Here is a 24,286-nt window from a genome sequence, read left to right as displayed (position 1 = left end):
AAAGACGAAGGGCGCCTAACAAGGCGCCCTTCGGGTCGTGCAGACGGCGTGGATCAGGCGTCGGATTCGACGATGACCTTGACCGAGGTTTCCACATCGGCGTGCAGGTGCAGCACAACGTCGTACTCGCCGACATTGCGGAATGCGCCTTCGCCCAGGATCACTTCGCTCTTTTCCAGCGGCAGGCCGGCGGCGGTGAAGGCCTCGGCGATGTCGCGCGGGCCGACCGAACCGTACAGCTTGCCTTCGGTGGACGCATGCGCGCCGATGGTGACGCTGGCGCCTTCGAACTTGGTGGCGCGGCTCTGTGCATCGGCCAGGATGGTGTTGGCCTTGGCTTCGTACTCGGCACGCTTGGTTTCGAACGCTTCGACGTTGGCAGCGGTGGCCGGAACGGCCTTGCCCTGCGGCACGAGGAAATTGCGGCCGTAGCCCGGCTTGACGCTGACCTTGTCGCCCAGGTTGCCCAGGTTGGTCACTTTCTGCAGAAGAATCAGATCCATGGTGGTGCTCCGTTATTCGTTAGCGCCGGCATGTGGCGGGCGCAACGTTTGCTGTCCGAAAAGACGGGGATTCGGGAATCGGGATTTGGGAATCGCAAGAGCACGATCAACACCGCATCTCGAATGACCGGCCTCTATATTTTAATAACCCGCACATGGATGTGCGGGCTCTTGTGAGGGACTCACATACAACCGTGCGGGCTGTGTGCGGGACTCACATCAACGACTCGGATTAAACGTCGTGATTGTCCGTGTACGGGATCAGCGCCAGGAACCGCGAGCGCTTGACGGCCGTCGCCAGCTGGCGCTGGTACTTGGACTTGGTACCGGTCACGCGGCTCGGCACGATCTTGCCGTTCTCGGTGAGGTACTGACGCAGGGTGTTGAGATCCTTGTAATCGATCTCTTTGACGCCCTCGGCGGTGAACTTGCAGAACTTGCGACGACGGAAGAACTTGGACATGACAGCGCTCCTTAAGCGGCTTCGGCGTTGTCGCCGTCGGTATCGGTGGCGGCAGGTGCAGCATCGCCTTCCTCGTCGTCACGACGACGACGCTCGCTACGCTCGGGCTTGTCGCCCTTCTCGTCCTTGCTCTTCATGATCAGCGACTGCTCGGTGTCCGGGCCATCGCGCTTGACCACCAGGTGACGCAGCACCGCATCGTTGAAGCGGAAGCTTTCCACCAGCTCGCTCAGCACGGCCTGGTCGACTTCGATGTTGAGCAGCACGTAATGCGCCTTCACCAGGTTCTGGATCGGGTAGGCCAGCTGACGACGGCCCCAGTCTTCCAGACGGTGGATGGTGCCGTTACCGCCCTCGATCAGCGACTTGTAGCGCTCGATCATGGCCGGGACCTGCTCGCTCTGATCCGGGTGGACCAGGAACACGACTTCGTAATGACGACTCATGTTGTATTACCTTTCGGATGTGGCCACGTGGGCCGGACAGCTCCCCGGTAAACCGCGCAAGGCGGCCGGTGGAGCAAGGATTCCCGCCCGGAACCGGGTAGGAAGCAGGAAAGTATGGCAGTTCAGTCGCTTAGCCGCAACCGGGCGCCCGGCGGAGAGGTTCTAAGTGCGTCCCCTCCGGGCGATCAGGACTGCCTGCGTGCCACTGTCGCGCCTGCCCTGGAGCGCCCGCGCCGCAACCGCGGACCGAGCCGCGGGTGCTTGGGGTGAGCGTACCGAGCGAGAAGCAGTGGAGCAGTCGGTGATGCAATTCGGACGGCGCGTGGCGAGGCATCTGTCATCGGGTGTGCCGGCAGATCTCCGAGTCGCGCCCTGATCGGCCCCTTCGGGGCACCTTCTGTCCCGACGGGAGAAGGAAATCACGCCAATGCCGCCGACTCAGGCCGTGCTCAACGATGCTCGGCTTCGGTCGTGAAACTCTCCCCGCACCCACATTCGGCGGTGGCATTGGGATTGCTGAAGGTAAAGGTCTCGCTGAGGCCGTGCTTGCCGAAGTCGATGCAGGTGCCGTCCACCAGGGGCAGGCTGACCGGATCGACGAAGATACGCACCCCACCCTGCTCGAAGACCGCATCGTCATCGCGCTGATCGCGCGCCAGATCGGTGATATGGCCCCAGCCGGAGCACCCGGTCTTGGTCACACCAAAGCGCAACCCCAGCGTACCCGGGGTCTGCTGCACGAAACGCTGCACGCGCTCCAGCGCGGCGGGGGTGAGGCTGATGGCCATGAGGTGGCTCCGGAAACGATGGCGACAAGTATAGCGAGGCTGCAATCGACCGAGGCTGCGTCCTCGGCTATCGCGTCATCCACAGGTGGGGGCATGGCAAGGCATGGCAAGGCCTGGACAAGCGCATCGACCGCAAGCGGTTCAGATGCTCGCGCCAGCGCGTCCGCAGCCAGTAAACTCGCAGACCATTCAAGGTCGCTACGGCGAGGACAAGTCATGACGGTGGTCAGCGTTGAACATGCGCTTGCGGGAAAACTCCCGGAAGGCGGCGAAGTCACGGTACGGGGGTGGGTGCGCACGCTGCGCGGATCTGCCGGACTGGCCTTCATCAACGTGACCGATGGCTCGTGCTTCGCCCCGATCCAGGTGGTGGCCACCGAGGCGCTACCCAATTTCGACGACATCAAGCGCCTGACCAGCGGCTGCTCGGTGATCGCCAAGGGCGTGCTGGTGAAGTCGCAGGGCAAGGGCCAGTCGTTCGAGATCCAGGCCAACGGCGTGGAGATCGTCGGTTGGGTCGAAGACCCGCTGACCTACCCGATCCAGCCCAAGCCGATGTCGCCGGAGTTCCTGCGCGAAGTGGCGCACCTGCGCCCGCGCACCAACCTGTTCGGCGCGGTCACCCGCATCCGCAACTGTCTGGCGCAGGCGGTGCACCGCTTCTTCCACCAGAACGGCTTCAACTGGATCAGCACCCCGATCATCACCACCTCCGACGCCGAAGGCGCCGGGCAGATGTTCCGCGTCTCCACGCTGGACATGGTCAACCTGCCGCGCGATGCCAAGGGCAACGTGGACTTCAGCCGCGACTTCTTCGGCAAGGAAACCTTCCTGACCGTGTCCGGCCAGCTCAACGTGGAGGCGTACTGCCTGGCGCTGAGCAAGGTCTACACCTTCGGCCCGACCTTCCGCGCCGAAAACAGCCACACCACGCGCCACCTGGCCGAGTTCTGGATGATCGAGCCGGAAATCGCCTTCGCCGATCTGGCCGAAGACGCGCGCCTGGCCGAGCAGTTCCTCAAGTACCTGTTCCGCGCGGTGCTCGACGAGCGCGGCGACGATCTGGCATTCCTGGCCGAGCGCGTGGACAAGAACGCGATCGCCAAACTGGAAGCCTTCATCAATGCCCCGTTCGAGCAGATCGACTACACCGAGGCGGTGAGGCTGCTGCAGGACTCGGGCAAGAAGTTCGATTTCCCGGTCGAATGGGGCCTGGACCTGCAGACCGAGCACGAGCGCTGGCTGACCGAAGAACACATCGGCCGCCCGGTGGTGGTGACCAACTATCCCGAGCACATCAAGGCCTTCTACATGCGCCTGAACGACGACGGCAAGACTGTCGCGGCGATGGATGTGCTGGCACCGGGCATCGGCGAGATCATCGGCGGCAGCCAGCGCGAAGAGCGCCTGGATGTGCTGGATGCGCGCATGGCGCAGTTCGGCCTGGATAAGGAGCACTACAGCTGGTACCGCGATTTCCGTCGCTACGGCTCGGTGCCGCATGCCGGCTTCGGCCTGGGGTTCGAGCGCCTGGTGGTCTACGTGTGCGGGCTGAGCAATATCCGCGACGCCATCCCCTACCCGCGTGCGCCGGGCAGCGCGGAGTTCTGAGTGAACTTGCCGGCCGTCGCCCCAACGCTGCAATCGCTAGCCTTCGGGCTGGCGGCGATTATGGCCGGACTGACGGCGGTACGCAGCGTGTTGCTGGCGCGGTTGGTATCGCTCCAGCCAGAACCGCCACGCTGGTGGCAAACCGACACCGCGCGTGCCGCAACCCGGCATGCCACGGTTCCGATGATTTGGGCCATCGCGGCGCTGGTCATCGGCGCGACACTCCCCAAACTCGCACTGCTGCTGGCGGCCACATGATTCTATTCTTCGCGTTGTGTTTTGTCGGTGTCGCCGTCGCCGGACTCACCGCGCTGCTGATCTTCTGGCCACTGACCCTGGTGCACATGCGCGACCGCCATCCCGACGCGCTGGCCAGCTTCGGCGACCCGGCCTTCATCAGCCCTACCGCGTGGCGCTGGTTGTTGGCGCGCCGCTACCGCAGCTACCGAGACAGTGCGCTGTCCGGTCTGGCCACACCCGCCTGGCTCTCGCTGCTGACCATCTTGTTCGGCCTGGGCATGGCGGCCCTGCTCGGCCTGCTTTCGAAGGTAATGGCATGACTACACAGCACGACACCACACAGAACGACCACGATTCGTGGTGGCTGGCCACCATCGGCCACACGCTGATCTGGGCGCGCCTGCGCGTCAAGGAAGCCGGTACCGCCGAAGTCCTGGACAGCGACGGCAAGATCCTGCCCTACGACAGCGAAGACACCGCCCGCGCGGCCTTGTTCGATGCCGAATTCGTCGCGCTCGACGGGCTGGACGAAGAAGACGCGCTGATGCGCGGCTTCTCGCTCGACGAAGTGGCGCCGCCGCGCGGCGACGACGATGCGGACCTGCGCGAACGCATGGTGGTGACCCTGGGCGGTCGCGCCTGACATGTACGCTCCACGCACGTTCGTGCAGACCGATCTGGCACTGCTGGACTGGCTGATGGCACGCGACCCGTTCGTCACCGTGATCAGCCAGGGCGACGATGGAGTGCCGGCAATCTCGCATCTACCGGTGCTGTACACACGCAACGCGCAGGCAGTTGTGATCGAGGGCCATTGGGCGCGGCCGAACCCGCAGGCGCGCGCGCCCGGCGATGCGGTGATCGTGGTGCAGGGCCCGCACGCCTACGTGTCGCCGAGCTGGTATCCGGACAAGGAAGCGGCCGCGCGCGTACCGACCTGGAATTACGCGGTCGCGCATCTGCATGGACGTTGCGAGCAGGTAAGCGATGAGGCGGAACTGGGCGATTTGATCGGTCGCATGAGCACGCACTTCGAACAGCGCGTCGGCAGCGACTGGCTGTTCGAGATGGAGCGCGACAGTCACCGTCGCCAACTGCGCGGCTTGGTCGGCTTCCGCTTCGTGCCCAGCCGCATCGAGCTCACCTTCAAGCTCAGTCAGAATCATCCTGCCGCCAATCAGCGCAGCGTCAGCCAGCTCCTGGCGCAGCAACCCGACCAAGCCTCGCACGCGATCGCAGCGTTGATGCAGGCGGCCATGGACGCCGATACGACGCGCTGAGACGCCCGCAGCCGCACACGCGAAAAGCGGCTCACCAGAAGGTTGGGACGCATCGGCTACCTTGTTGGCCAACGCCCGAATCGACCTGCGCGCAGGTCATCGCCCCACCCTCTCCCTGCGGCGGACATCACCCTTCGCCACGCTCATAGCATGATCAGCAGATGCGGGCCATACAACTCGTCGTCGCGCCAACTCTGCGCATCCATGCCCGCTTCGTGCGGCGCAAGCCGATACCGCGCCGGATCGACTCCCAGATTGCGACGTGCAGCCAATGCCTCGGCTCTGGCCCACGGTTTGTAGTGATTGGGAGAGATGAAAAAGCGCGTATTGAGATAGTCGAAGATCAATCGCACATTGCTGCAACCCTCCAATACCACCGTGTATTCCACATACCCGGTCAGCACATCGCTCGTGCCCGAACGTTCACGCTGCCGGTTCTGGACGCATGCCTTGCCCCGCTCCAGGATGTAGTCGTGATAACGCCCGGCACGCCCCAACGGCGATGCTGGATAAGCGAGCACCGGAAGGTAGCGACGGCCACGGTCGTCGTTCTGGTGCACGTCGCGCATGGAACCGTGCACATTTTCGCCGTGCTTGGATTCAGGCACCGCATCGTAGACGCCTGTGGAGCGAAAGATGCTGGCGACCAACGCCCGCAACGGTTCCGCCACCTCTGTCACCGGCACCTGGTAGATCGGCCGCGCAAACGACATGCCAGCAAGCGGCTGCAGCAGCTTGCCGTCACGATCACGTGCGAGCACCCGCTCCAGCGATTGAATGAACTCCAGATTGTCGCCTTGCCCGGTGGTAACGCCATTTTCGGACATGTTCATACCGTTTCCTTGATGCGCAACGGCGTATGCCGCCGTTGCAGATTGATGGACACAGCGGCGGGCTGCCTACTGCAGCGCACGAATGGTGTCTGCGATGTTCTTGCCGCCGGTGTAAGCCTTGGATTGGACATAGTCGATGTAGTCCTGCAACTGCAGCGGCAGCAACGTCGCAGCAGCGTTCGTTGCTCTTTTGAATTCGAGCGTATGCTCGTACATATTCATCAACACACGGTAGCGCGCCAAGTCGACGCGCTCCCCAGCGATGGCTTTCTGCATCGCGCGTTCGATCGGTTCCGAACGCGCGGCCTCGCAGATCAGGCACACCACGACGCTCAACCGATCATTCATCTCGGTACCGCGCTCTCCTCCCTTGGACAACGCGGCAGCCAAGTCGGCTTTTGCGACGTTCGGAAATTTGCTTACATGCTGATAGCTATCAAGTGTGTACTTCGTGCCACCGATGGCATAAGCGTTCAACTCGAAGTTCGGGAACTTCAAGAAGTAGCGCGAGACTTCAACTTCTTCATTCTCCGTCGCGTAGGCCACCTCGACGCAAGCCTTTTTTTCATTGGCATCCCGCACAGCTTTCAGTGCGTTTGCATAGTCCGTCGCAGCAAGTCGCAAAATGGTTTCCATAGAACTCTCCTGTATTGAGTGACGTTGCGTCGCTGTACGCGCCGGATGCGCGACTGGACGCACCACCAGTGTGCGAGGACCGACCATCCCTCGATATCGGTCAGGACCCCAGATCCAGGCGCCCATGCGCGGATCTACCGGCGGGAGTGCGCTCAATGCTGCAGGTGAAGCGGCCCTGGCGTCAGCGTTGGACAAGGCGCGAGCAAGTGACTGATCGCGGCGACGACGAGGCGCTGCGATGGAAGTTGACGCTGCATCTCACTGCCGCTACAGCCGTAGCGGTGACGAAAGGTGCCTGCAGACGTTCGCAAACCACATCGTTGAGCATCGCGCGGACGGCACGGCCAATGCATCGATCAGTAACTGCGCATCGAAGCACCAACTCACACGTAGACACTGCGGCCATGCGCTAAATGCTGCGTGCCTGGCACACCTACTCCCGCAGGGCTTGGCCAACGCTCAGCCAGCCCGACGCGACCGCTGCGGCACAAGCGCCTCCGAGGGCTCGCTGCCGCCGCCTGATGCAGGATCAAGCGGAGAAAGTCCTTGCGCGATTGCATACCGGGTGAGCTGGGCGATACTTTGGATATTGAGTTTCAACATGCAGTTTTCGCGATGCGTACCCACCGTTTTCACGCTCAAGTGCAAGCGCGTGGCGATCTGCCTGGTCGACAAGCCTTCGGAGTAGAGCTGCACGACTTCGCGCTCACGTGAGGTCAGCCGGGTATACGCAGAATCGTCTTTGGCGGCTCGACGCAGTCCTGCGATCAGCGAACGCGACATCTGCGGACTGATGTAGATCTGATCCTGACCAACGAGCTGAATCGCACGCAGCAATTCGGCGAAGGTACTGGTTCGCGCCAGATATCCTTTTGCGCCAGCTTCGAAGACTGCGCTGGCACGCATGCAGGCGTCGGACGGAGCAATGCAGATTGCCCGGCTGTTGGGACTGCGTTGAATCAAACGTCGCGTCAGATCGATGCCATTGAGGCCAGGGAGCAGGACATCCACCAGGACGATATCCGGCTGCTCTCTGGCAGCGATCTGAAGACACGCCAGCCCGTCTTCGGCGTGCCCTACCACTTCGAAACCCGGAACCTTTTGCAGCAAAGCGACCATGCCTTCCACGAGGATGGTGCGATCAGCAGCGACGACGATACGTGTCTTCATCATTCCCTCGGTTGCACGAATGGGGTCGGCGATGTGCAGCGGCTTTCGAGCGGCGCGCTGCAGCGAATCGACAGATGCTCGGCAGGAGCACTTGAGCGAGCTTGTCATACGCTCACCTCGGGACCATCGGTCTTGGACTGATTTAGCGACCGTCAAATGCTGGTGTTCACAACGGTGCAGATATGGCTGCGACGCCACGACGGGTACGTTCGCCTGACGCGTGTTAGGCACGTTGCACCGGGGCCGAAGCGAACTGTGCCGCACCAGGCCAAGGCACACCGCCACCTGATGCTCGGTACGCTGCGCCAGACATCGTTTCTGCGTACGGCTGCTGATGAAAAACGCACGCTGGTCTAGCTGCAGCTCACGCACGAATGATTACGAATCGCCGGACATCATCTGCCTGGCAAGGCCGGTCAGTTGCTGACGCACCTGATCCAGACGCGGGTCCGCTTCCATCTCACGCTGCAGGTCCAACAGGCCTGCGGCAAGTTCGCCACGCACGCGGATGCCTTCGGACTCAGCCGATGCGCGCTGCGACTGGATCGCGGCAGCGGCTTGTTGGCCGGAATCGCCGCGTACGACAGTTTCCATGACGTCGACCATGCGTTGCAGCAGGCGATAGACGGCGCTTGCCGAAAAGCCGCCCATCATTGCCAATGCGGGCTTTCCGAACGCGCCCAGGCTACTTTCGGCGAACATATCCTCCGGCAGCAACTCCACCAGGATCAGGCCAGCGATGAGGCCCAAGATCATGCGCGCCGCATAGGAAGAATCGAAGCGCGGATCGTATGTCGCATCGGCGACGTAACGGTGGGCCTGGAACAGCGCGGAAAACGCTGCGCCAAGCCCGGCACAGGCCAGGATAAACATCACATTCCAGCCCAGCGTGCTGCCCGAGGAGTCAAGAAACCCCAGCGCCATGTTCTGCTCGTTAACCAGGCTGGACATGGCCAACCCGACCACTGAAGCCAGGCAGCCGACCGAGCTCAAGGTCAAGGTGCGGATCAGCGGAATCGGCCCGAGCCAGCGCAACAGGCCGCCGCGCAGCCGCTCCCGCTCGATCAGCACTACCGCCTGCGGCGTTGCCGGCTGGATCGCTCGCACCAGTTGTCGGTGCAGACCGGCCAATTCGCGCGCGCCGGCTTCGCCGTGCAGGGAAGCGCCAGGCATTACCCGTAGTTCCGCCAGCCGGCCGGGTAGATCGGGGGACATGGCCAGTCCCTGCTTTAGCGCATAGGACACCATGGCCCGGCATTCGAGCTCCAGTTGTTCAAGCACGCTGGAGAATGCCGGCCCGGCGAATCCTGCCGGCGAGACGGACGGCGCCACCGCGCGTCGCCGCAGGCCCATGCGCATCCTGGCTCGCTTCCACATAAATGATGTCCTTACTGGCAGACGCGCCCCTGCAACAATCTCAGGGCATCCGCTCAAACAGCGCGGTATCGCGCTGACCTTTCACAACAAGAGCAAGCTCTGCGCTTCCATCGTCGCGGATCCGCAGACTGGCCTGGTCATCGCTGAGCTGACGGCAATAGCCTCTATCGTTGGCCCCGACCCAGGCATTCAACGTGCCTGCCGCACGCCCGGCATAGCGCAACTCCACTTGGCAGTCGCGAGGGGCGCCGTAGCGCAGGCGACCGAGCACGTCTCCCGGGCGGATTGTGGTCGCCACGATCTCCAGCTGTGCGGACATCAGGCCCGTCCCGCGCCAGCGCCCGGCTTCGGCCAATCCTGTACTGCTCTGGTCCAAGGCAACGACCAACGGCGAGTCGCGGCCGGGCAGCGTGAGTTGCATACCAGACGTCGCCCCCTCCGACACCTGAAGCTGCGCACGCCCACCGGTTAGCGCGTCGCAGAACTTGCCGCCATTGCGCGACAGCAGCGCGTAACCGCCCGGCTGCGCTCGTAGCTCAAGCGCGCAATTGAAAGGAGGCCCAAACCGCACGTCCGCCGTCTGGGTGCCGTCGGCTCCCGCCGCGCGTCCGCTCAGACGGACATAGACCGGGCCCGCACCGCCGTTGGCGGACAATATCCCGCGCCAGTCACCCGCCGGAATGCTGCCAGCGGGAGCGGCCTGTACTGCAGTCAGCGAAAGACACAAGGCCACTGCCGAGGTGATGCGGAAGATGTGAGGTTGATGATGAGATTGACCAGACATGAGAAAGCTCCGATAAGAAGTTGGACAGGATGGAAAGATTGATCGAACTGCTGCTCAGCACACCGGCTGCAGCAATCACCAGAACAGCAACCAAGCAGATGATGAAGATGGATCGCCGCCGGCGCCGAGACCGCCGACAGCGATCTGCATGCAGGGCGGCCACATCGGTTCCCAGCCGCTCGGCGACCGCACGGGCATCGGCGTCTGACAGCAGCAACCTCACGGCACCGCTCCGGGATCTGAAAGTGGCACGTCCACGAACGGATGAAGCGTCCACTCCTTCAACGCAATGCCATCGAACCAAAGCACGCCACGCGGACACTCGCTGCCTTGATAGCCAATTTTCAGCGTATGGCTAGGCTTACGGCTACGTGGCGGCGCGATACTCAGTGCCAGTCCGGGAGCGCCGTCGCTGTGCGTGACCGGCTCTACCTGCACTTGCAGCGTCAACGAAAATTCGCTGATTTGCGATAGCCGCAGCGCACGCAATTGGCAGACCGGAATGGTGAGCATGGCCTCCGTTCCGGCCTTAGCCGTTTCCTCACCATCCACGCAGCGAACCTCCATGTCGCATGCGGCCGCCGCAGCATCCACCAGTGCGGCGTGCCGCTGGCGGCACCGCTGTTGCGCTCGTCGGACAGCCTGATCGAGCAGCTCCACAAAGGCGTCCAGCGAATAGGTCGCGCGTGCCATCTACGACTCCGTCAGCCAGATCGGCTTGCGCTTGAACCCGACGTGGTAGCACAACCATTGCAGCACTACCTGATGTTCGCCCAGCTGCAGGATATTGAAGCTCTTCTCGATCCCGACGATCGCCCCCTTGGGCGCTTCGCTGAGGCAGCGATTGAGCAGCTGCTGCGCGGCCTCGACCTGCTCGGCGGTCTGCATCTTTGCCGGGTTGTCGCTGCCGACGACGATGCGCTTGATGTAGCTCACTTCTGACAAATCGATCATCGGCAACGACTCGGTTGATGGAAAGGTGCAGGACTCAACAGCGACGCTTAGAGCACCGGCACAGGCGCGGCGACTTTGCGTGGCGCTGCGGCGGTCTGCAGGATGTCGAGCACGCGCGACAGCCCTTCGGGCGTGCCGCGATCTTCGGCGTGCAATGCGACGTGATACTTGGCCGAGTTATCCGAAGAGCGCGTGTTTTCCTTGTGGCTGGACACAGAGCCCTGCACGTTGACCTTGGCCTTGAACACGCCCCAGCCGACGCTTGCCTCCAGATCCACCTTGAGGCTCTTGTCTTCGGCTTCCTTTTCCGAGAACGAGGATTTGACTTCCATGTCGAAGGTCACATCCACGGTCTGAATGCTCAGATTGGGAACGTTGACCAAGGTCAGCAACGGCACAACGATCTCGACTTCCTCCTCGGCCATCCCGGTACCGCTGGGGTCTTCGACCGGGCGCTTGAACTTGAACTGCGCGGTCCGCGTGCCCCCGTTTCCGTTGGGATCGGCAGGGTCGGTCGGCGGCAGGAAGCCGATGACCTTGATGAAGTCGGCGGTGGCGCGGGCCAGCATGACCTGCGCATCGCAGGCTGCACGCAACGGGGCGCCGATCAGGTCCGCCATCGGCAGGCCCTTGAATTGGTCGGACATATTGACGATATCGCTCATGGTGTTCTCCTGAAGAGTGGTTGTTTGGTAAAAATCGATGACGGTCGGAATCAATCTCCCTTGACCGTTTTGAACACGCCTTGCGACTGCGCAAGGCGATTAATGAGACGTGCCACGCCTTCGGTCGGCTCGCTGCCTTCCACGCGCAACACGACATGCACCGCACTGTGACGCGCACTTTTTGCGTTGGAGCCGAGGTCGATGCCGATCTGGCCGGGCAGCGCTGGCGGCTTGGGATGCCAGTCCTCGACGGCGGCTGGAACCGCCAGCGACGCCGGCAACACGGTCTCGTCCAACTCGCTGAGTTCGCCGAGTTGTGCATCGAAGCTGATCTCTACGTCCTTGATGCGCAGGACGTTGGACGACACCAGCGGCAACAGCGGTGCGCGATACAGGTCTTCGTCGTTCTCGCCCGCTTCCGGGTGCTGCGACGGCAAGCGGATCAGGACGCTTCTGGGACGGTTGTCCTCGTCGAAGAACGCGCTTAGGTTGGCCATCTGGTGCTGTTCGATCCGGTCCTGGGCGTCGATGACCGCGCCGGCCAGTGCTTCGATCAGATCGTTGAGGGATATTTGCGCCATGTCGGGTTCGCTGGTCGGAGATGTCGCTGGGCCGGTACCGGCTCAGACCAAGTCGGGAAAGGAATCCACGCGTGCCAGCCATCCCTTCAGAAACTTGCCAAGCGCCGGTCGCGCGGCGACCAGTCTCTGGTAGTAGTCTTTGCGGCCGGCCTTGTAGCGTGCATACAGGTCCTGCTGGTTACTGGATGCCAGCGCGGCGAAGGTCGCCGGTCCCATCCGCCCGTCCGCCACCAAGGCGCCGCCGGTCTGGCCATTGAGCACGGTCTGCAGCAGCTTGATCGCGTTGGCGCCGGCGTTGACATAGAAGTCGAACAGGATGTTGGCCAACGGCTGCAGTGCGATCTGGTCGGCGCGTAGCCGGTCCCAGTACTGCGTCTTGTAAATGACCCCGGCCTGGGCATCGGTCAATGCGCGCAGGTTCGCCAGGCTTGGCTCCACGCCCAACAGATTCTGGGCGCAGGCCTTGAAGGTCAGCAGCGTGATGCCCTTGTTGGTGGCCCCACCCGGATCGGCGGGATCGTTGACGAAACCGCCTTCGTGCTTGAGCAGGGTCGGAAAGAACGCGTTGAAGTCAGCCATCGGCGCCACCTGTTGAGTTGATCGGTGGCGCCAGTTTCCGCATCTGCGCAATGGCCGGACATCGGCTGTTCACCGATACTACCGAGCCTGAAAGCTGATTCATCCCGGCCCCCGGCAGGGGCCACCACGATCGCGTTTTCTGGAATACTGCCCCCCATGAACGAGCTCAACCATTTACTTGAAAACAACCGTGCCTGGTCCGAGCGCATCCACCGCGAGGATCCGGAATTCTTTTCCAAACTGTCCACCCAGCAGACGCCCGAGTACCTGTGGATCGGCTGCTCGGACTCGCGCGTGCCGGCCAACCAGATCATCGACATGGCGCCGGGCGAGGTGTTCGTCCATCGCAATATCGCCAACGTGGTGGTGCACACCGATCTGAACTGCCTGTCGGTGATCCAGTTCGCCGTGGACGTACTCAAGGTCAAGCACGTGCTGGTGGTCGGCCATTACGGTTGCGGCGGCGTGTTTGCCAGCCTGACCCAGAAGCGCATGGGCCTGGTCGACAACTGGATCCGCCACGTCACCGATGTGGCCGACAAGCACGAGGCCTGCCTGCACGATGCCGGCGACCTGTCGCTGCAGCACGCGCGGCTGTGCGAGCTCAACGTGCTCGAGCAGGTGGTCAATGTGTGCCGCACCACCATCGTGCGCGATGCCTGGGACCGCGGCCAGCAGCTCTGCGTGCATGGCTGGGTCTATAGCCTGCGCGACGGACGTGCGCATGATCTGGGCATGTCGATCGACCGCCCCGAGCTGCTGCAGGAACGCTACGACGCGGCGCTGGTCCAGATCCAGGCCGATCACGCCGAACGCTGAGCCGCACCCGCACACCGTCTCACTGCGGCGCCCATCGGCGCCGCAGGTTGGCTATGCTGGACGCCTTCTTTGCCGAGGAACGTCGATGCTGGTCCCGCCGATCAACCTGCATGCCTGGATCGAGCAACACCGCCACCTGCTCAAGCCGCCGGTCGGCAACAAGTGCATCCAGCAGGACGGCTTCATCATCATGGTCGTCGGCGGGCCCAACGCGCGCACCGACTATCATTACGACGAAGGCCCGGAGTGGTTCTTCCAGCTCGAAGGGGAGATGGTGCTCAAGGTGCAGGACGAAGGCGTCGCGCGCGATATTCCGATCCGCGCCGGCGAGATCTTTCTGCTGCCACCGAAAGTGCCGCATTCGCCGCAACGCGCCGCCGGCTCGATCGGCCTGGTGATCGAGCGCGAGCGTCTTGCGCACGAGCAGGACGGCTTGCAGTGGTATTGCCCGCAGTGCAACCACAAACTGTACGAAGCGATGTTTCCGCTGCACAACATCGAAACCGATTTCCCGCCGGTGTTCGATCACTTCTACCGATCGCTCGCGTTGCGCACCTGCGCACAGTGCGGACACCTGCACCCCGCGCCGGAGCGTTATGCCACGCTTGACGCCTGAATCGGCGCTGGCATGCGCCCGCAACGAGCCGGTGTAACGCGATGCGATTGACCTGGGTTCGCGCGCCATCGGTGTCATCAGTGCTTGCCGGCGCCACTGGCTTGCATTGGCTGGGCGCTACCGGACCCAAGGCGCCGCAAACGGCATGACCGGCACATCGCCCGCAGATGTTTGCAGCAACCGCTCGTCGCGGATGCGCCAGTCCGATGTGCCAGTCGGCCCTCGTGGCCTGCTGGGCCGGTCGCGCGCACCGACATCTGCACCATGCTGCGCACCCTGATCGACCTCAAACCGCGCGACGTGCCGCTGCGCGTCGCGCTGCGCAATACCGCCGCAGTGATGTTGCCGTTGGCGCTCGGCGTGGCGACCGGGCAGGTCGCGGCCGGTCTGGCCGTGTGCACCGGCGCGCTCAACACCATGTTCACCGACCAGCCCGGCCCATACCGCGCACGCCTGCAACGCATGTTGATGGCCGCGCTGGCAGCAGGGCTGGCCGCGCTGCTCGGCATCTGGGTCGGCCACCACACCCCTGCGCTGGTCGTTGCCGGCTTGTTGCTCGGCCTAGGCGGCGGCTTGCTGGTGGCGCTCGGCCCGGTGGCGGCGCGGGTCGGGCTGACCAGCATGATCCTGTTGGTGATCAGCGCCGATATGCGCCTGCCGGTGGAACAGGCACCGGGCGTGGCAGCGTTGATCTTCGCCGGTGGCCTGCTCCAAGTCGTGTTGGCATTGGCCGCATGGCCGCTGCAACGCTATCGCCCGGAGCGCTTCGCACTTGCCGATCTGATGCGGCAACTGGCGGGCATCGCACGGCAACGCCCGGAAGCCAGCGCAGCGCCCCCGGCAACGCAGGAAGTGCTCGATGCGATGGTGATGCTGCACGGCGAGCATCGCTCGCGCGCGATCGCCGTGCAGAGCTTTCGCATCATCGCCGAGCTCTGCGATCGGGTGCGGCTGGAGCTGCTGTCGCTGGCCGATGCCGACACCCGCCTGACCGACTCGCAGGCGCGCCCGGCGATCGAGCGCGTGCTCGAACGCAGCGCGATCGTGCTGGAACAACTCGCGTATGCGATGACGATGGGCGAAGATCCGGTCGCCGCCAATGCCTCGATGACCGGCTTCGACGATCTGGTCGCTGCGCTGGCGCACCTGCAACACGACAATGCCGATACCCGCGAGCGCCGGCTGGTGCGTGTGGCGGTGGCGCGCGCGCAAGGCCTGGGCGGCCAGTTGCGCGCACTCATCCGCAACGCGCATTGGGCCAGCAGCCGTGGCGAAATCCAGGCGCAATTGGCCGAAGCGCGCCTGCCTGCGGCACTCAGGCCCGCAGCGACCTGGGCCACGCTGCGCGCCAATCTGGATCTGTCGTCGGTGGCGTTCCGGCATGCGGTGCGCTGTGGCGTCTGTCTGGCGCTGGCGATCGCCTTTCAGCGCTGGCAGCAGATTCCGCACGGCTTCTGGATTCCGATGACCACCGCCATCGTGCTCAAGCCGGATTTCGGCGGCACTCTCAGCTTCGGCGCCTTGCGTGTGGCCGGCACCTTCGTCGGCTTGCTGGTCGCCACAGTGCTGGCGCATCTGGCGATGGATGGCGCCAGCATCCGCATGCTCCTGCTGGCAGTGTTCTGCCTGGGCTTCCGCTTGTTGACGCAGGTGAACTACGGCATCGGCGTGGCGTTTCTGACCGGCATGCTGGTGCTGCTGTTGTCCTTCGAAGGCGTGGCCCCGGGCGAGGCCGTCGGTGCGCGCCTGCAGGCGACGGTCGCCGGCAGCGCATGGGCGTTGATCGCCTACGCGCTGTGGCCCACGCGCGAGCGCCGGCATATCCGCGCTTCGCTGGCGCAGCTGTTGACCGCCTACCGCGATCATCTACGCAACTTGTTGCTCGGCCAGATGGAGGATCTGAGCGATACCCGCGCCGCCGCGCGCGTGGCGCGCACCAATGCGCAGGCCTCGATCGAGCGCCTGCGCGGCGAGCCGCGCAGCCGGCGCAATCTGCACGAACTCACACTCGCCGAATCGCTGCTGGCCAACGGTAACCGATTGATTCGCGCCACCTTGTCGCTGGAAGCGGTGCTGCGCGATGGTCACGCCTTGCCCACGCTCGAGGCGCTGCCCGCCTTTGCTGAACAGGCCGACCAGGCATTGTCGGAACTGATCGACTGCCTGATCCACGGCGGCATTCCCGCAGCAGCCACCTTGCGTAGCGCCGAGCGCGGCCTCTCCGATGCATTAGCCACCTTGCCCGATGGCTCGCCCAGCACCGCTGCACTGGCCGACACCGTCGACCGCATCACCGACATTATTGGCACGTTGACCCATCTATTACGCCCTGCCCGACCAGCCCCAGCCGATGCCTCCTCCGAGCCACCAGCCGTGCATGACGGTGCACACGATGCCGGCAGGTAAACTGCGCCACCAACCTGCGTTGCGAGCCTAGTGATGACCGACCCGCTGTCCCGCGCCCATGCCGTTGCACTGGATGCCGACGACCCGCTGCGCCACCTGCGCGATGCCTTCGTGTTCCCGCAGCATGGCGGCCAGGACCAGGCCTATTTCGTCGGCAATTCGCTGGGCCTGCAACCGCGTGCAGCACGCGCGATGGTGGCCGAGGTGCTCGACCAGTGGGGCGCACTCGCAGTGGAAGGCCACTTCACCGGCCCCACCCAGTGGCTGACCTACCACCAGCTGGTGCGCGATGGACTGGCACGCGTGGTCGGCGCGCTGCCCGGCGAAGTCGTCGCGATGAATACGCTGAGCGTCAACCTGCACCTGATGATGGCCAGCTTCTACCGTCCCACGCCAGAGCGCGGCGCGATCCTGATCGAAGCCGGTGCGTTTCCCTCCGACCGCCATGCGGTGGAATCGCAACTGCGCCTGCATGGGCTGGATCCGGCCACGCAGCTGATCGAAGTGGAAGCCGACGAACCCAATGGCACGGTGTCGATGGACGCGATCGCCGCTGCCATCGCGCAGCATGGTCCACGGCTTGCGTTGGTGCTGTGGCCCGGCATCCAGTACCGCACCGGCCAGGCGTTCGAGCTGGGCGACATCGCGCGGCTGGCACGCGCACAGGGCGCGGCGGTGGGCTTCGATCTGGCGCACGCGGTCGGCAATATCCCGCTGACGCTGCACGACGATGGCGTGGATTTCGCGGTGTGGTGCCACTACAAATATCTCAACGCCGGCCCCGGCGCGGTGGGCGGTTGTTTTGTGCACGAACGCCATGCCAACAGCGATTTGCCGCGCATGGCCGGTTGGTGGGGGCACGAGCAGCAGACCCGTTTCCGTATGGACCCGCAATTCGTGCCCTCGCCCGGCGCCGAAGGCTGGCAGCTGAGCAATCCGCCGGTGCTGGCGCTGGCGCCGCTGCGGGCGTCGCTGGAGCTGTTCGATCAGGCCGGCATGCCGGCGCTGCGTGCGAAATCCGAACAACTGACCGGGCATCTGGAGCAGCTGATCCATGCCCGCGTGCCGCAGGTGCTGCAGATCCTCACCCCGGCCGAGCCAGCGCGACGCGGCTGCCAGCTGTCGTTGCGGGTGGCCGGTGGACGTACGCAAGGACGTGCGCTGTTCGAATATCTGCAGTCGGTCGGCGTGCTTGGCGACTGGCGCGAACCGGACGTGATCCGCATCGCACCGGTGCCTTCCTACAACCGTTTCTGCGATCTGCACCAGTTTGTGGAGCAGGTGGAACGCTGGGCTGCCGGCTGAGCGCGACGCGTACACAGCGGCGCGGTAAGGCACAGGCACCCATAGATTTCTCACTTTCACTCAGCTGACCACGCCTCGCACCGGCGCTGGTCGCGCCACTCTCATTTCCTGCCGGCATTCGCGTCCGGCCGCTGCTGGATATCGCATTGAACGCAGTCTCTCCTCGTTCCCTGACATTGATCGGTGCCGGCCTGGCCGGTTGCCTGCTGGCCATCCTGCTGTCGCGTCGCGGCTGGCAGGTCACTGTGTACGAGCGCCGCGGCGATCCGCGCATCAAAGGCTACGAATCCGGCCGCTCGATCAACCTGGCATTGGCCGAACGCGGCCGCCATGCGCTGCGCCAGGCCGGCGCCGAAGAGGCGGTGATGGCCAAGGCGGTGATGATGCGCGGGCGCATGGTGCATCCGTTGGTTGGGGAGCCGCAGCTGCAGCGCTATGGGCGCGACGACAGCGAGGTGATCTGGTCGATCCACCGCGCCGCGTTGAATGTCGCGTTGCTGGATCTGGCCGAACAGTCCGGCGCACGCGTGCATTTTTACCGCCGCCTGCATACCGTGGACTTCGACGCCGGCTACGCGCGCTTCATCGACGACCGCGACGACCAGCCGCACGAAATCCATTTCCAGAGCCTGATCGGCAGCGATGGCGCCGGTTCGGCGTTGCGCGCGGCGATGCAACGCAAATCGCCGCTGGGCGAGCGCACCGAATTCCTCGATCATTCATACAAGGAACTGGAAATTCCGCCGCTGCCGGGCGGGGGTTTTCGCATCGAGCGCAATGCGCTGCACATCTGGCCGCGCGGGCGCTATATGTGCATCGCACTGCCCAACGATGGCGGCACCTTCACCGTCACGCTGTTTCTGCCCAACGCGGGTGAGCCGAGCTTTGCCACCACGCGCACCGGCGACGAAGCGCTGGCCTTGTTCGCGCGCGATTTCCCGGATGCCTTGCCGCTGATCCCGCAGCTCAAGGAACATTGGGAAGAACATCCGCCCGGACTGCTCGGCACCTTGACGCTGGACCGCTGGCATCTGGATGGTCGCGCCCTGCTGATCGGCGATGCCGCGCATGCGATGGTGCCGTTCCACGGCCAGGGCATGAATTGCGCGTTCGAAGATTGCGTGGCGCTGGCACAGCAACTGGACACGCACGACGATCTGGAAACCGCGTTCGCCGCGTTCGAAGCCGCACGTCGCGACGATGCGGCCGCGATCCAGCAGATGGCGCTGGAAAACTATCTGGAGATGCGCGACCGCGTCGACGATCCCGACTTCCTGCTGCAGCGCGCGCTCGAACAGCAACTGCAGGCGCGCTGGCCCACCCGTTTCGTGCCGCATTACACGATGGTGACCTTCCTGCGCACGCGTTATTCGATCGCCCTGGCGCGCAGCGAGATCCAGCGCGAGATCCTGGTCGAGGCCACACGCGGGCATACCGACCTGTCGCGCATCGACTGGGCAGCGCTGGAAGCGGTCGTGCATGCGCGTCTGCAGCCGCTGGAAGGCGCGCACTGATCCGCCTGCACAGGCCGGCGTCAGCGTGCCGGCGTGCGGATGAGAGATACTAGGCAGCACCGGCGGCGCGCTCCACAGCGCGCCGCAGATCTGGATTTCATACGGCATGGCTGACAGCTTTCTCTTCTACGACCTGGAAACCTTCGGCCAGGACCCGCGCCGCACGCGCATCGCGCAGTTCGCCGCGGTGCGCACCGATGCGCAACTGCGCGTGATCGAAGAACCGATCAGCTTCTTCGTACAGCCGGCCGACGATCTGCTGCCCTCCCCGTACGCGACCATGGTCACCGGCATCACCCCGCAACACGCACTGCGCGAAGGCGTGAGCGAGGCCGAAGCGTTCGCGCGCATCTCCGAGCAGATGAGCCGGCCGCAGACCTGCACACTGGGCTACAACTCGATCCGCTTCGACGACGAATTCGTGCGCTGCGGGCTGTTCCGCAATTTCTACGACCCATACGAGCGCGAGTGGCGCGGCGGTAATTCGCGCTGGGATCTGCTCGACGTGTTGCGGCTGGTGCATGCGCTGCGCCCGGATGGCATCGTCTGGCCGCAGCGCGAAGACGGCGCCACCTCGTTCAAGCTCGAACACCTGGCCGATGCCAACGCGGTGCGCGAGGGCGATGCGCACGAGGCGCTGTCGGACGTGTACGCCACCATCGGCATGGCGCGCAAATTCCAGCAGCATCAACCCAAACTATGGGACTACGCACTGCGCCTACGCGACAAGCGCTTTGCCGCCACGCTGCTGGACGTCATCGCCATGCAGCCGGTGCTGCATATCTCGCAGCGTTATCCGGCCTCGCGCATGTGCGCCGCCGCCGTGCTGCCGTTGACGCGCCATCCGCGCATCGACAGCCGCGTGATCGTGTTCGATCTGGACGGCGACCCGGACGTGCTGTTGCGCTTGAGCCCGGACGAGATCGCCGACCGACTGTATATCCGCGCCGCCGATCTACCCGAAGGCGAGCAGCGCATTCCATTGAAGGAAGTGCATCTGAACAAGTCGCCCGCGCTGGTGGCCTGGCAGCATCTGCGCGAGGCGGATTTGCAGCGCCTGGGCGTGGACCGCGACGCCGTGCTGGCCAAGGCCGCACGCCTGCGCGAACTCGGCCCCGAGCTGGCTGAAAAGGTCCGCCAGGTGTATGGCAGCGAGCGCGCTGCGGCGCCAGCGGTCAACGATGCCGATGCATCGCTCTACGACGGTTTCCTCGCCGAAGGCGACAAGCGGCTGCTGGCACAGGTGCGGGCCAGCGCGCCGACCGAGCTTGGCGCGCTGGAATCGCGCTTTCGCGACCCACGCCTGATCGAGCTGCTGTTCCGTTACCGTGCGCGCAACTGGCCGCAGACGCTGTCGTTCGACGAGCAGGAACGCTGGAACGCGTACCGCCGTCAACGCCTGCTCGAAGACCGTGGCCTGGGCGAAGTCACGCTCGATCAGTTCCATGCGCAGATCGCGGATTTACGGCTTGCTCACTGCGACGATGCTACCAAACAGACCCTGCTCGATCAGCTCGCCGCCTGGGGTTCGGACCTCCAACGCACGCTATGACCACTTATTTTTCCGACGCCAGCTTCAAGTTCTTGCGCGCCCTGGCGCGCCACAACGACAAGACCTGGTTCAATGACCACCGGCATCAGTACGAGGCGCATGTGCGCCAGCCGTTTCTGCAGCTCATCACCGATCTGCAGCCTGCGCTGGCCGAGGTCAGCGAACACTATCGCGCCGATCCAAAGACCCAGGGTGGCTCGCTGTTCCGCATCTATCGCGATGCGCGGTTTTCCAACGACAAATCGCCCTACAAGAACTGGCAGGGCGCGCGGCTGTTTCATGCACGCCGTCGCCAGGTGCCGGCGCCCTCGTTCTATCTCCATCTGCAGCCGGGTGAGAGCTTTGTCGGCGCGGGGCTGTGGCATCCGGAGCCGGACACCCAGCGCAAACTGCGCCAGTTCATCTTCGACAATCCCGCCAACTGGAAAGCAGCCGCGTACGAACCAAAACTGCGCCGCAAATTTGCATTGGACGACAGCGAGAAACTGGTGCGTGCACCGCGCGGGTTTCCCAACGATTTCGAATTCATCGACGATCTCAAGCATCGCAACTGGGCCTATCTGCGCCACCTGGACGACGCCACCATGACCGGCCCGCGCCTGCGCCAGACCGTCGATGCGGATCTGGTGATACTGGCACCGTTTGTCGATTACCTGTGCGCCGCACTGGACCTGGAATTTTGATGCAACGCAGCGCGCGCAGAGCGATCGAAGCCGCGCCGTCAGTCAACGGCCGGTGGCGGTGTTTCGCTGCGCATTCGCAGCCATCGATATCGTCGCCGCCATCAACCGCACCGGAAGGGGAACCATGAAAAAGCGCTGGCTGCTACTGCCCTTACTGGCCGTGCTGTTAGTGGCCGGTTACGTGGTTGCCGGCCCGTACCTGGCCATTCGCGGGATCAGCCAAGCGATTGCCGATCGTGATGCCGGGCAACTGGAGCGCCACGTGGATTTCCCCAGTCTGCGGGTCAACCTCAAGGCGCAGCTGGACGATTACCTGATTCGCCAGGCCGGCAGCAGCCTGCAATCGAGCCTGTTCGGCGGATTCGCCTTGCAGCTTGCCAGCGGCATCAGCGGTGCGGGCGTGGACACCCTGGTCACGCCACTGGGCATCGGTGCGCTGCTGCAGGGCCATAGCGTCTGGAATCGCGTCAGCGGCGATACCGTCAGTGCCGATACCTATGCAGCGCCATCGCCTGCGCGCCCGCTGCAGGCTGCCGAACAACGCTTCGAATCCAGCCGCCGCTTCACTGCCACAACGCACACTGCGACCGGCACACCGGTGGTCTTCGTGCTGACCCGGCAAGGCCTGCGCTGGCGACTGACCGACATCCAGCTGCCGCTGGCAGATACCGCGCCGCCGACCCGGTAACAGCGAAACGCAGTGCCGCCGCGCATGTCGCGCAGCGCAGGTCTCGCAACAAGACGCTGCCGGCAGCCGCCTGACATCCGGCCTCAGGCAAACCGCCAGGCCCGCTCCATCCATGCCGCCTGCAGCCGCGACATCGGTGCTCGCAACTGCCGGCGCGCCGACCATGGCAGCGTCGCCAGCACCTGCTCGGCCGTCTGCGGGGTGCGCTTGCCATTCCAGGCGTAAAGCACCTGATTGCGCGGATCCGCCTCGGCAAGCAACAGCACGTGGCCTTCGAAGAGCGCACGCAGCTGCGCCAGATGATCGGCCACCGGCACGGCGTAGAGATTCAGCGCCAGCACACCGCCCGGGGTGAGTGCAGCGCGGCAATCGGCGTAGAACTCGGGTGTGCGCAATGCCGGCGGAATGCCGTGCGCATCGTAGGCATCCAGCAACAACAGGTCGTAGCGGCCGACGCGGGAGCTGATCCACTGCGCACCGTCGCCGTGGGTGACCTCCAGCCGTGCATCGTCACGCGGCACGCCAAACGTATCGCGCAACGCCAGTACCTGCGCATCGGCGTCCACCGCCTCGGTGCGCGTGGTGCGCAGATAACGGTGACAGAACGTGGCTTGCGCGCCGCCGCCGAAGCCGATGATGCCGATGCGCGCGGGCTGCGGCTGCAGCCACAGCGCGGCCAGCATGCTGCGGGTATACGGCAGCAGCAACCAATGCGGCGCCCAGCGCGCCATGCGCGTCTGCACGGTGTCATCGGCGAAAGACAGTTCGAGCGTGCGCCAGGTGGCGCGCAACGCGGCGGCCCCGGGCGTGCGCGGTGTATCGCTCATCTGCTCGGCGGGTCGTTGGCCACGCCATGCGGCACATGGCCGGCCGCCACGTGCTGGTGTTGCCGCGCGCTATCGATGTTGTGCTGCGAATCGTCAAAGAAGATATCCGCGCCAAACGCTTCCAGGAACGGCCCCTTGTGCCGCCCGCCGAGGAACAACGCCTCGTCCAGACGCACGCCCCACTCGCGCAGGGTACGGATCACCCGCTCGTGTGCCGGTGCCGAACGCGCGGTGACCAGCGCGGTACGGATCGGCGACGCCTCGCCGGGCGGAAACGCCGACTGCAGCGCATGCAGCGCCGACAGGAAATTACGGAAGGGCCCGACCGATAACGGTTCGCGTGCGCGCTCGCGCTCATGGCGTCCAAACGCCTCCACGCCCTGCTCCCGCGAGATGCGCTCGCTCTCGTCGCCGAAGATCACCGCATCGCCGTCGAAGGCGATACGCAGCTGCGTGGACAAACGGCTTTCGTCGTTGTCCACGATCGCCGCCGCAGCCTCGGCACGCTCGCCCGGTGCGCGCGGCATGATGGTCGCCGCCGCGATGCCATGGGTGAGCGCTCGCCGCACCGACTCCGGATTGGCCGACAGAAACAGATCGGTACCGAACGGCTTCACATACGGCCAGGTCGGCTCGCCGGAGGTAAAGGTCGCGCGCACGATGCCCAGGTTGTAGTGCTGGATCGAATTGAAGATACGCAAGCCTGTATCGGCAGAATTGCGCGACAGCAGAATCACCTCCACGCGCGGGGTGTCTTCGGGCACGTCATGGTTGAGCGCCAGCAGCTTGCGCACCACCGGAAAGGCCACGCCCGGCTCCAGGATGTCGTCCTCGTGCTCGCGCTGGAACGTCGAATACGCCTCCACGCCGTCGGCCTCGAACAGCGCATGGCCTTCTTCGAGATCGAACAGCGCACGCGAGGTCACCGCGACGGTCAGGAGCCTGGGGGAGTTGTCGGTCATTTGG

The 24,286-nt window shown here is 64.4% G+C and carries 30 protein-coding genes; 13 read left to right on the top strand and 17 right to left on the bottom strand.

All coding sequences use genetic code 11. The annotated features are described in order from the left end of the window. Positions 1-53 precede the first annotated feature (53 nt). From rplI to GGR62_RS01675, 4 genes are all read right to left on the bottom strand, one after another. Positions 54-503, bottom strand: a complete 450-nt coding sequence (gene rplI, locus GGR62_RS01690) for a 50S ribosomal protein L9 (protein ID WP_039411457.1) — start codon at positions 501-503, stop codon at positions 54-56. 232 nt (positions 504-735) lie between these two features. Then, positions 736-966 (bottom strand): 30S ribosomal protein S18, encoded by a 231-nt coding sequence (gene rpsR, locus GGR62_RS01685; RefSeq protein ID WP_005991243.1) that lies wholly within the window; start codon positions 964-966, stop codon positions 736-738. Positions 967-977: 11 nt separating this feature from the next. Then, positions 978-1,412: a 30S ribosomal protein S6 gene (gene rpsF / locus GGR62_RS01680; protein WP_055844662.1), complete on the bottom strand. Its 435-nt coding sequence runs from the start codon at positions 1,410-1,412 to the stop codon at positions 978-980. Between the two features lie 449 nt (positions 1,413-1,861). After that, positions 1,862-2,200 (bottom strand): iron-sulfur cluster assembly accessory protein, encoded by a 339-nt coding sequence (locus tag GGR62_RS01675; RefSeq protein ID WP_184406236.1) that lies wholly within the window; start codon positions 2,198-2,200, stop codon positions 1,862-1,864. 216 nt (positions 2,201-2,416) lie between these two features. Between GGR62_RS01675 and asnS the strand changes: the two genes are divergently transcribed. Genes asnS through GGR62_RS01650 form a run of 5 tightly spaced genes read left to right on the top strand, consistent with a single transcriptional unit; the run spans position 2,417 to position 5,331 of the window. Further along, complete coding sequence (asnS, locus tag GGR62_RS01670) at positions 2,417-3,811, top strand: asparagine--tRNA ligase (protein ID WP_184406235.1); 1,395 nt, start codon at positions 2,417-2,419, stop codon at positions 3,809-3,811. Next, positions 3,812-4,069 (top strand): hypothetical protein, encoded by a 258-nt coding sequence (locus GGR62_RS01665; RefSeq protein ID WP_184406234.1) that lies wholly within the window; start codon positions 3,812-3,814, stop codon positions 4,067-4,069. After that, positions 4,066-4,371 (top strand): hypothetical protein, encoded by a 306-nt coding sequence (locus GGR62_RS01660; protein ID WP_184406233.1) that lies wholly within the window; start codon positions 4,066-4,068, stop codon positions 4,369-4,371. The genes GGR62_RS01665 and GGR62_RS01660 overlap by 4 nt, the downstream gene beginning before the upstream one ends. Next, positions 4,368-4,694, top strand: coding sequence for a hypothetical protein (locus tag GGR62_RS01655; RefSeq protein ID WP_184406232.1), 327 nt, complete (start codon positions 4,368-4,370; stop codon positions 4,692-4,694). The genes GGR62_RS01660 and GGR62_RS01655 overlap by 4 nt, the downstream gene beginning before the upstream one ends. 1 nt (position 4,695) lies before the next feature. Next, positions 4,696-5,331: an FMN-binding negative transcriptional regulator gene (locus GGR62_RS01650; protein ID WP_184406231.1), complete on the top strand. Its 636-nt coding sequence runs from the start codon at positions 4,696-4,698 to the stop codon at positions 5,329-5,331. Positions 5,332-5,474: 143 nt separating this feature from the next. Here GGR62_RS01650 and GGR62_RS01645 read toward each other — a convergent pair whose 3' ends face one another. The 11 genes from GGR62_RS01645 to GGR62_RS01595 all read right to left on the bottom strand — a co-directional run bounded on the left by GGR62_RS01645 (position 5,475) and on the right by GGR62_RS01595 (position 12,910). Next, positions 5,475-6,164, bottom strand: a complete 690-nt coding sequence (locus GGR62_RS01645; protein ID WP_184406230.1) for a hypothetical protein — start codon at positions 6,162-6,164, stop codon at positions 5,475-5,477. 66 nt (positions 6,165-6,230) lie between these two features. Further along, positions 6,231-6,800, bottom strand: coding sequence for a hypothetical protein (locus GGR62_RS01640; protein WP_184406229.1), 570 nt, complete (start codon positions 6,798-6,800; stop codon positions 6,231-6,233). 459 nt (positions 6,801-7,259) lie between these two features. Then, positions 7,260-7,973, bottom strand: coding sequence for a response regulator transcription factor (locus tag GGR62_RS01635; RefSeq protein WP_184406323.1), 714 nt, complete (start codon positions 7,971-7,973; stop codon positions 7,260-7,262). Between the two features lie 375 nt (positions 7,974-8,348). Then, entirely contained in the window at positions 8,349-9,218 is an 870-nt protein-coding gene (locus tag GGR62_RS01630; RefSeq protein WP_184406322.1) for a hypothetical protein, read from the bottom strand. Between the two features lie 169 nt (positions 9,219-9,387). Then, complete coding sequence (locus tag GGR62_RS01625; RefSeq protein ID WP_184406228.1) at positions 9,388-10,131, bottom strand: hypothetical protein; 744 nt, start codon at positions 10,129-10,131, stop codon at positions 9,388-9,390. Beyond that, on the bottom strand, positions 10,016-10,354 hold the full coding sequence (locus GGR62_RS21390; RefSeq protein WP_184406329.1) for a hypothetical protein: 339 nt from the start codon (positions 10,352-10,354) through the stop codon (positions 10,016-10,018). Before GGR62_RS21390 ends, GGR62_RS01625 begins: the two co-directional genes overlap by 116 nt. Beyond that, positions 10,351-10,824 carry a hypothetical protein gene (locus tag GGR62_RS01615; RefSeq protein ID WP_184406227.1) on the bottom strand — a complete coding sequence of 158 codons (474 nt, stop codon included), beginning with the start codon at positions 10,822-10,824 and terminating at the stop codon, positions 10,351-10,353. Before GGR62_RS01615 ends, GGR62_RS21390 begins: the two co-directional genes overlap by 4 nt. Then, positions 10,825-11,085, bottom strand: a complete 261-nt coding sequence (locus GGR62_RS01610) for a hypothetical protein (RefSeq protein ID WP_184406226.1) — start codon at positions 11,083-11,085, stop codon at positions 10,825-10,827. 47 nt (positions 11,086-11,132) lie between these two features. Further along, entirely contained in the window at positions 11,133-11,750 is a 618-nt protein-coding gene (locus tag GGR62_RS01605; protein WP_184406225.1) for a DUF2589 domain-containing protein, read from the bottom strand. A gap of 50 nt (positions 11,751-11,800) precedes the next feature. Beyond that, positions 11,801-12,331, bottom strand: a complete 531-nt coding sequence (locus tag GGR62_RS01600) for a DUF2589 domain-containing protein (RefSeq protein WP_184406224.1) — start codon at positions 12,329-12,331, stop codon at positions 11,801-11,803. A 42-nt stretch (positions 12,332-12,373) separates the two neighbouring features. Beyond that, positions 12,374-12,910: an N-acetylmuramidase gene (locus GGR62_RS01595; RefSeq protein WP_184406223.1), complete on the bottom strand. Its 537-nt coding sequence runs from the start codon at positions 12,908-12,910 to the stop codon at positions 12,374-12,376. A gap of 156 nt (positions 12,911-13,066) precedes the next feature. Here GGR62_RS01595 and can point away from each other — a divergent pair, with 156 nt between their 5' ends. From can to GGR62_RS01555, 8 genes are all read left to right on the top strand, one after another. Further along, the gene (gene can, locus GGR62_RS01590) at positions 13,067-13,729 is read left to right on the top strand and encodes a carbonate dehydratase (protein ID WP_184406222.1); all 663 of its coding nucleotides are present in this window, start codon (positions 13,067-13,069) and stop codon (positions 13,727-13,729) included. Positions 13,730-13,814: 85 nt separating this feature from the next. After that, a complete protein-coding gene (locus tag GGR62_RS01585; RefSeq protein ID WP_184406221.1) occupies positions 13,815-14,345 on the top strand; it encodes a 3-hydroxyanthranilate 3,4-dioxygenase in 531 nt (176 codons plus the stop codon). A gap of 264 nt (positions 14,346-14,609) precedes the next feature. Further along, positions 14,610-16,751: an FUSC family protein gene (locus tag GGR62_RS01580; protein ID WP_184406220.1), complete on the top strand. Its 2,142-nt coding sequence runs from the start codon at positions 14,610-14,612 to the stop codon at positions 16,749-16,751. Positions 16,752-16,784: 33 nt separating this feature from the next. Beyond that, entirely contained in the window at positions 16,785-18,056 is a 1,272-nt protein-coding gene (gene kynU, locus GGR62_RS01575; protein ID WP_184406219.1) for a kynureninase, read from the top strand. A gap of 146 nt (positions 18,057-18,202) precedes the next feature. Next, positions 18,203-19,570 (top strand): NAD(P)/FAD-dependent oxidoreductase, encoded by a 1,368-nt coding sequence (locus GGR62_RS01570; RefSeq protein WP_184406218.1) that lies wholly within the window; start codon positions 18,203-18,205, stop codon positions 19,568-19,570. Positions 19,571-19,676: 106 nt separating this feature from the next. Next, positions 19,677-21,122: an exodeoxyribonuclease I gene (sbcB, locus tag GGR62_RS01565; protein WP_184406217.1), complete on the top strand. Its 1,446-nt coding sequence runs from the start codon at positions 19,677-19,679 to the stop codon at positions 21,120-21,122. Then, a complete protein-coding gene (locus GGR62_RS01560) occupies positions 21,119-21,805 on the top strand; it encodes a DUF2461 domain-containing protein (protein WP_184406216.1) in 687 nt (228 codons plus the stop codon). Before sbcB ends, GGR62_RS01560 begins: the two co-directional genes overlap by 4 nt. A 124-nt stretch (positions 21,806-21,929) precedes the next feature. Then, positions 21,930-22,493, top strand: a complete 564-nt coding sequence (locus GGR62_RS01555; protein WP_184406215.1) for a DUF2939 domain-containing protein — start codon at positions 21,930-21,932, stop codon at positions 22,491-22,493. Between the two features lie 83 nt (positions 22,494-22,576). Here GGR62_RS01555 and GGR62_RS01550 read toward each other — a convergent pair whose 3' ends face one another. Together GGR62_RS01550 and GGR62_RS01545 are read right to left on the bottom strand one after the other, a co-directional pair. Next, positions 22,577-23,320 carry a transferase gene (locus GGR62_RS01550; RefSeq protein ID WP_184406214.1) on the bottom strand — a complete coding sequence of 248 codons (744 nt, stop codon included), beginning with the start codon at positions 23,318-23,320 and terminating at the stop codon, positions 22,577-22,579. Further along, positions 23,317-24,282 (bottom strand): 5'-nucleotidase, encoded by a 966-nt coding sequence (locus tag GGR62_RS01545; RefSeq protein ID WP_184406213.1) that lies wholly within the window; start codon positions 24,280-24,282, stop codon positions 23,317-23,319. The genes GGR62_RS01550 and GGR62_RS01545 overlap by 4 nt, the downstream gene beginning before the upstream one ends. Positions 24,283-24,286 lie beyond the last annotated feature (4 nt).

The organism is Xanthomonas sp. 3075 (assembly GCF_014197275.1).
GTDB lineage: Bacteria > Pseudomonadota > Gammaproteobacteria > Xanthomonadales > Xanthomonadaceae > Xanthomonas > Xanthomonas campestris_B.
Note: the sequence above shows the minus strand (reverse complement) of the source record. Positions and strands in the feature narration are given on the sequence as shown.

Bases quoted from the DNA above. Each gene is read 5' to 3' on its own strand.
- rplI (WP_039411457.1), bottom strand. From the start codon at position 503: ATGGATCTGATTCTTCTGCAGAAAGTGACCAACCTGGGCAACCTGGGC.
- rpsR (WP_005991243.1), bottom strand. From the start codon at position 966: ATGTCCAAGTTCTTCCGTCGTCGCAAGTTCTGCAAGTTCACCGCCGAG.
- rpsF (WP_055844662.1), bottom strand. From the start codon at position 1,412: ATGAGTCGTCATTACGAAGTCGTGTTCCTGGTCCACCCGGATCAGAGC.
- GGR62_RS01675 (WP_184406236.1), bottom strand. From the start codon at position 2,200: ATGGCCATCAGCCTCACCCCCGCCGCGCTGGAGCGCGTGCAGCGTTTC.
- asnS (WP_184406235.1), top strand. From the start codon at position 2,417: ATGACGGTGGTCAGCGTTGAACATGCGCTTGCGGGAAAACTCCCGGAA.
- GGR62_RS01660 (WP_184406233.1), top strand. From the start codon at position 4,066: ATGATTCTATTCTTCGCGTTGTGTTTTGTCGGTGTCGCCGTCGCCGGA.
- GGR62_RS01655 (WP_184406232.1), top strand. From the start codon at position 4,368: ATGACTACACAGCACGACACCACACAGAACGACCACGATTCGTGGTGG.
- GGR62_RS01650 (WP_184406231.1), top strand. From the start codon at position 4,696: ATGTACGCTCCACGCACGTTCGTGCAGACCGATCTGGCACTGCTGGAC.
- GGR62_RS01645 (WP_184406230.1), bottom strand. From the start codon at position 6,164: ATGAACATGTCCGAAAATGGCGTTACCACCGGGCAAGGCGACAATCTG.
- GGR62_RS01640 (WP_184406229.1), bottom strand. From the start codon at position 6,800: ATGGAAACCATTTTGCGACTTGCTGCGACGGACTATGCAAACGCACTG.
- GGR62_RS01635 (WP_184406323.1), bottom strand. From the start codon at position 7,973: ATGATGAAGACACGTATCGTCGTCGCTGCTGATCGCACCATCCTCGTG.
- GGR62_RS01630 (WP_184406322.1), bottom strand. From the start codon at position 9,218: ATGGTGTCCTATGCGCTAAAGCAGGGACTGGCCATGTCCCCCGATCTA.
- GGR62_RS01625 (WP_184406228.1), bottom strand. From the start codon at position 10,131: ATGTCTGGTCAATCTCATCATCAACCTCACATCTTCCGCATCACCTCG.
- GGR62_RS01615 (WP_184406227.1), bottom strand. From the start codon at position 10,824: ATGGCACGCGCGACCTATTCGCTGGACGCCTTTGTGGAGCTGCTCGAT.
- GGR62_RS01610 (WP_184406226.1), bottom strand. From the start codon at position 11,085: ATGATCGATTTGTCAGAAGTGAGCTACATCAAGCGCATCGTCGTCGGC.
- GGR62_RS01605 (WP_184406225.1), bottom strand. From the start codon at position 11,750: ATGAGCGATATCGTCAATATGTCCGACCAATTCAAGGGCCTGCCGATG.
- GGR62_RS01600 (WP_184406224.1), bottom strand. From the start codon at position 12,331: ATGGCGCAAATATCCCTCAACGATCTGATCGAAGCACTGGCCGGCGCG.
- GGR62_RS01595 (WP_184406223.1), bottom strand. From the start codon at position 12,910: ATGGCTGACTTCAACGCGTTCTTTCCGACCCTGCTCAAGCACGAAGGC.
- can (WP_184406222.1), top strand. From the start codon at position 13,067: ATGAACGAGCTCAACCATTTACTTGAAAACAACCGTGCCTGGTCCGAG.
- GGR62_RS01585 (WP_184406221.1), top strand. From the start codon at position 13,815: ATGCTGGTCCCGCCGATCAACCTGCATGCCTGGATCGAGCAACACCGC.
- GGR62_RS01580 (WP_184406220.1), top strand. From the start codon at position 14,610: ATGCTGCGCACCCTGATCGACCTCAAACCGCGCGACGTGCCGCTGCGC.
- kynU (WP_184406219.1), top strand. From the start codon at position 16,785: ATGACCGACCCGCTGTCCCGCGCCCATGCCGTTGCACTGGATGCCGAC.
- sbcB (WP_184406217.1), top strand. From the start codon at position 19,677: ATGGCTGACAGCTTTCTCTTCTACGACCTGGAAACCTTCGGCCAGGAC.
- GGR62_RS01560 (WP_184406216.1), top strand. From the start codon at position 21,119: ATGACCACTTATTTTTCCGACGCCAGCTTCAAGTTCTTGCGCGCCCTG.
- GGR62_RS01555 (WP_184406215.1), top strand. From the start codon at position 21,930: ATGAAAAAGCGCTGGCTGCTACTGCCCTTACTGGCCGTGCTGTTAGTG.
- GGR62_RS01550 (WP_184406214.1), bottom strand. From the start codon at position 23,320: ATGAGCGATACACCGCGCACGCCCGGGGCCGCCGCGTTGCGCGCCACC.
- GGR62_RS01545 (WP_184406213.1), bottom strand. From the start codon at position 24,282: ATGACCGACAACTCCCCCAGGCTCCTGACCGTCGCGGTGACCTCGCGT.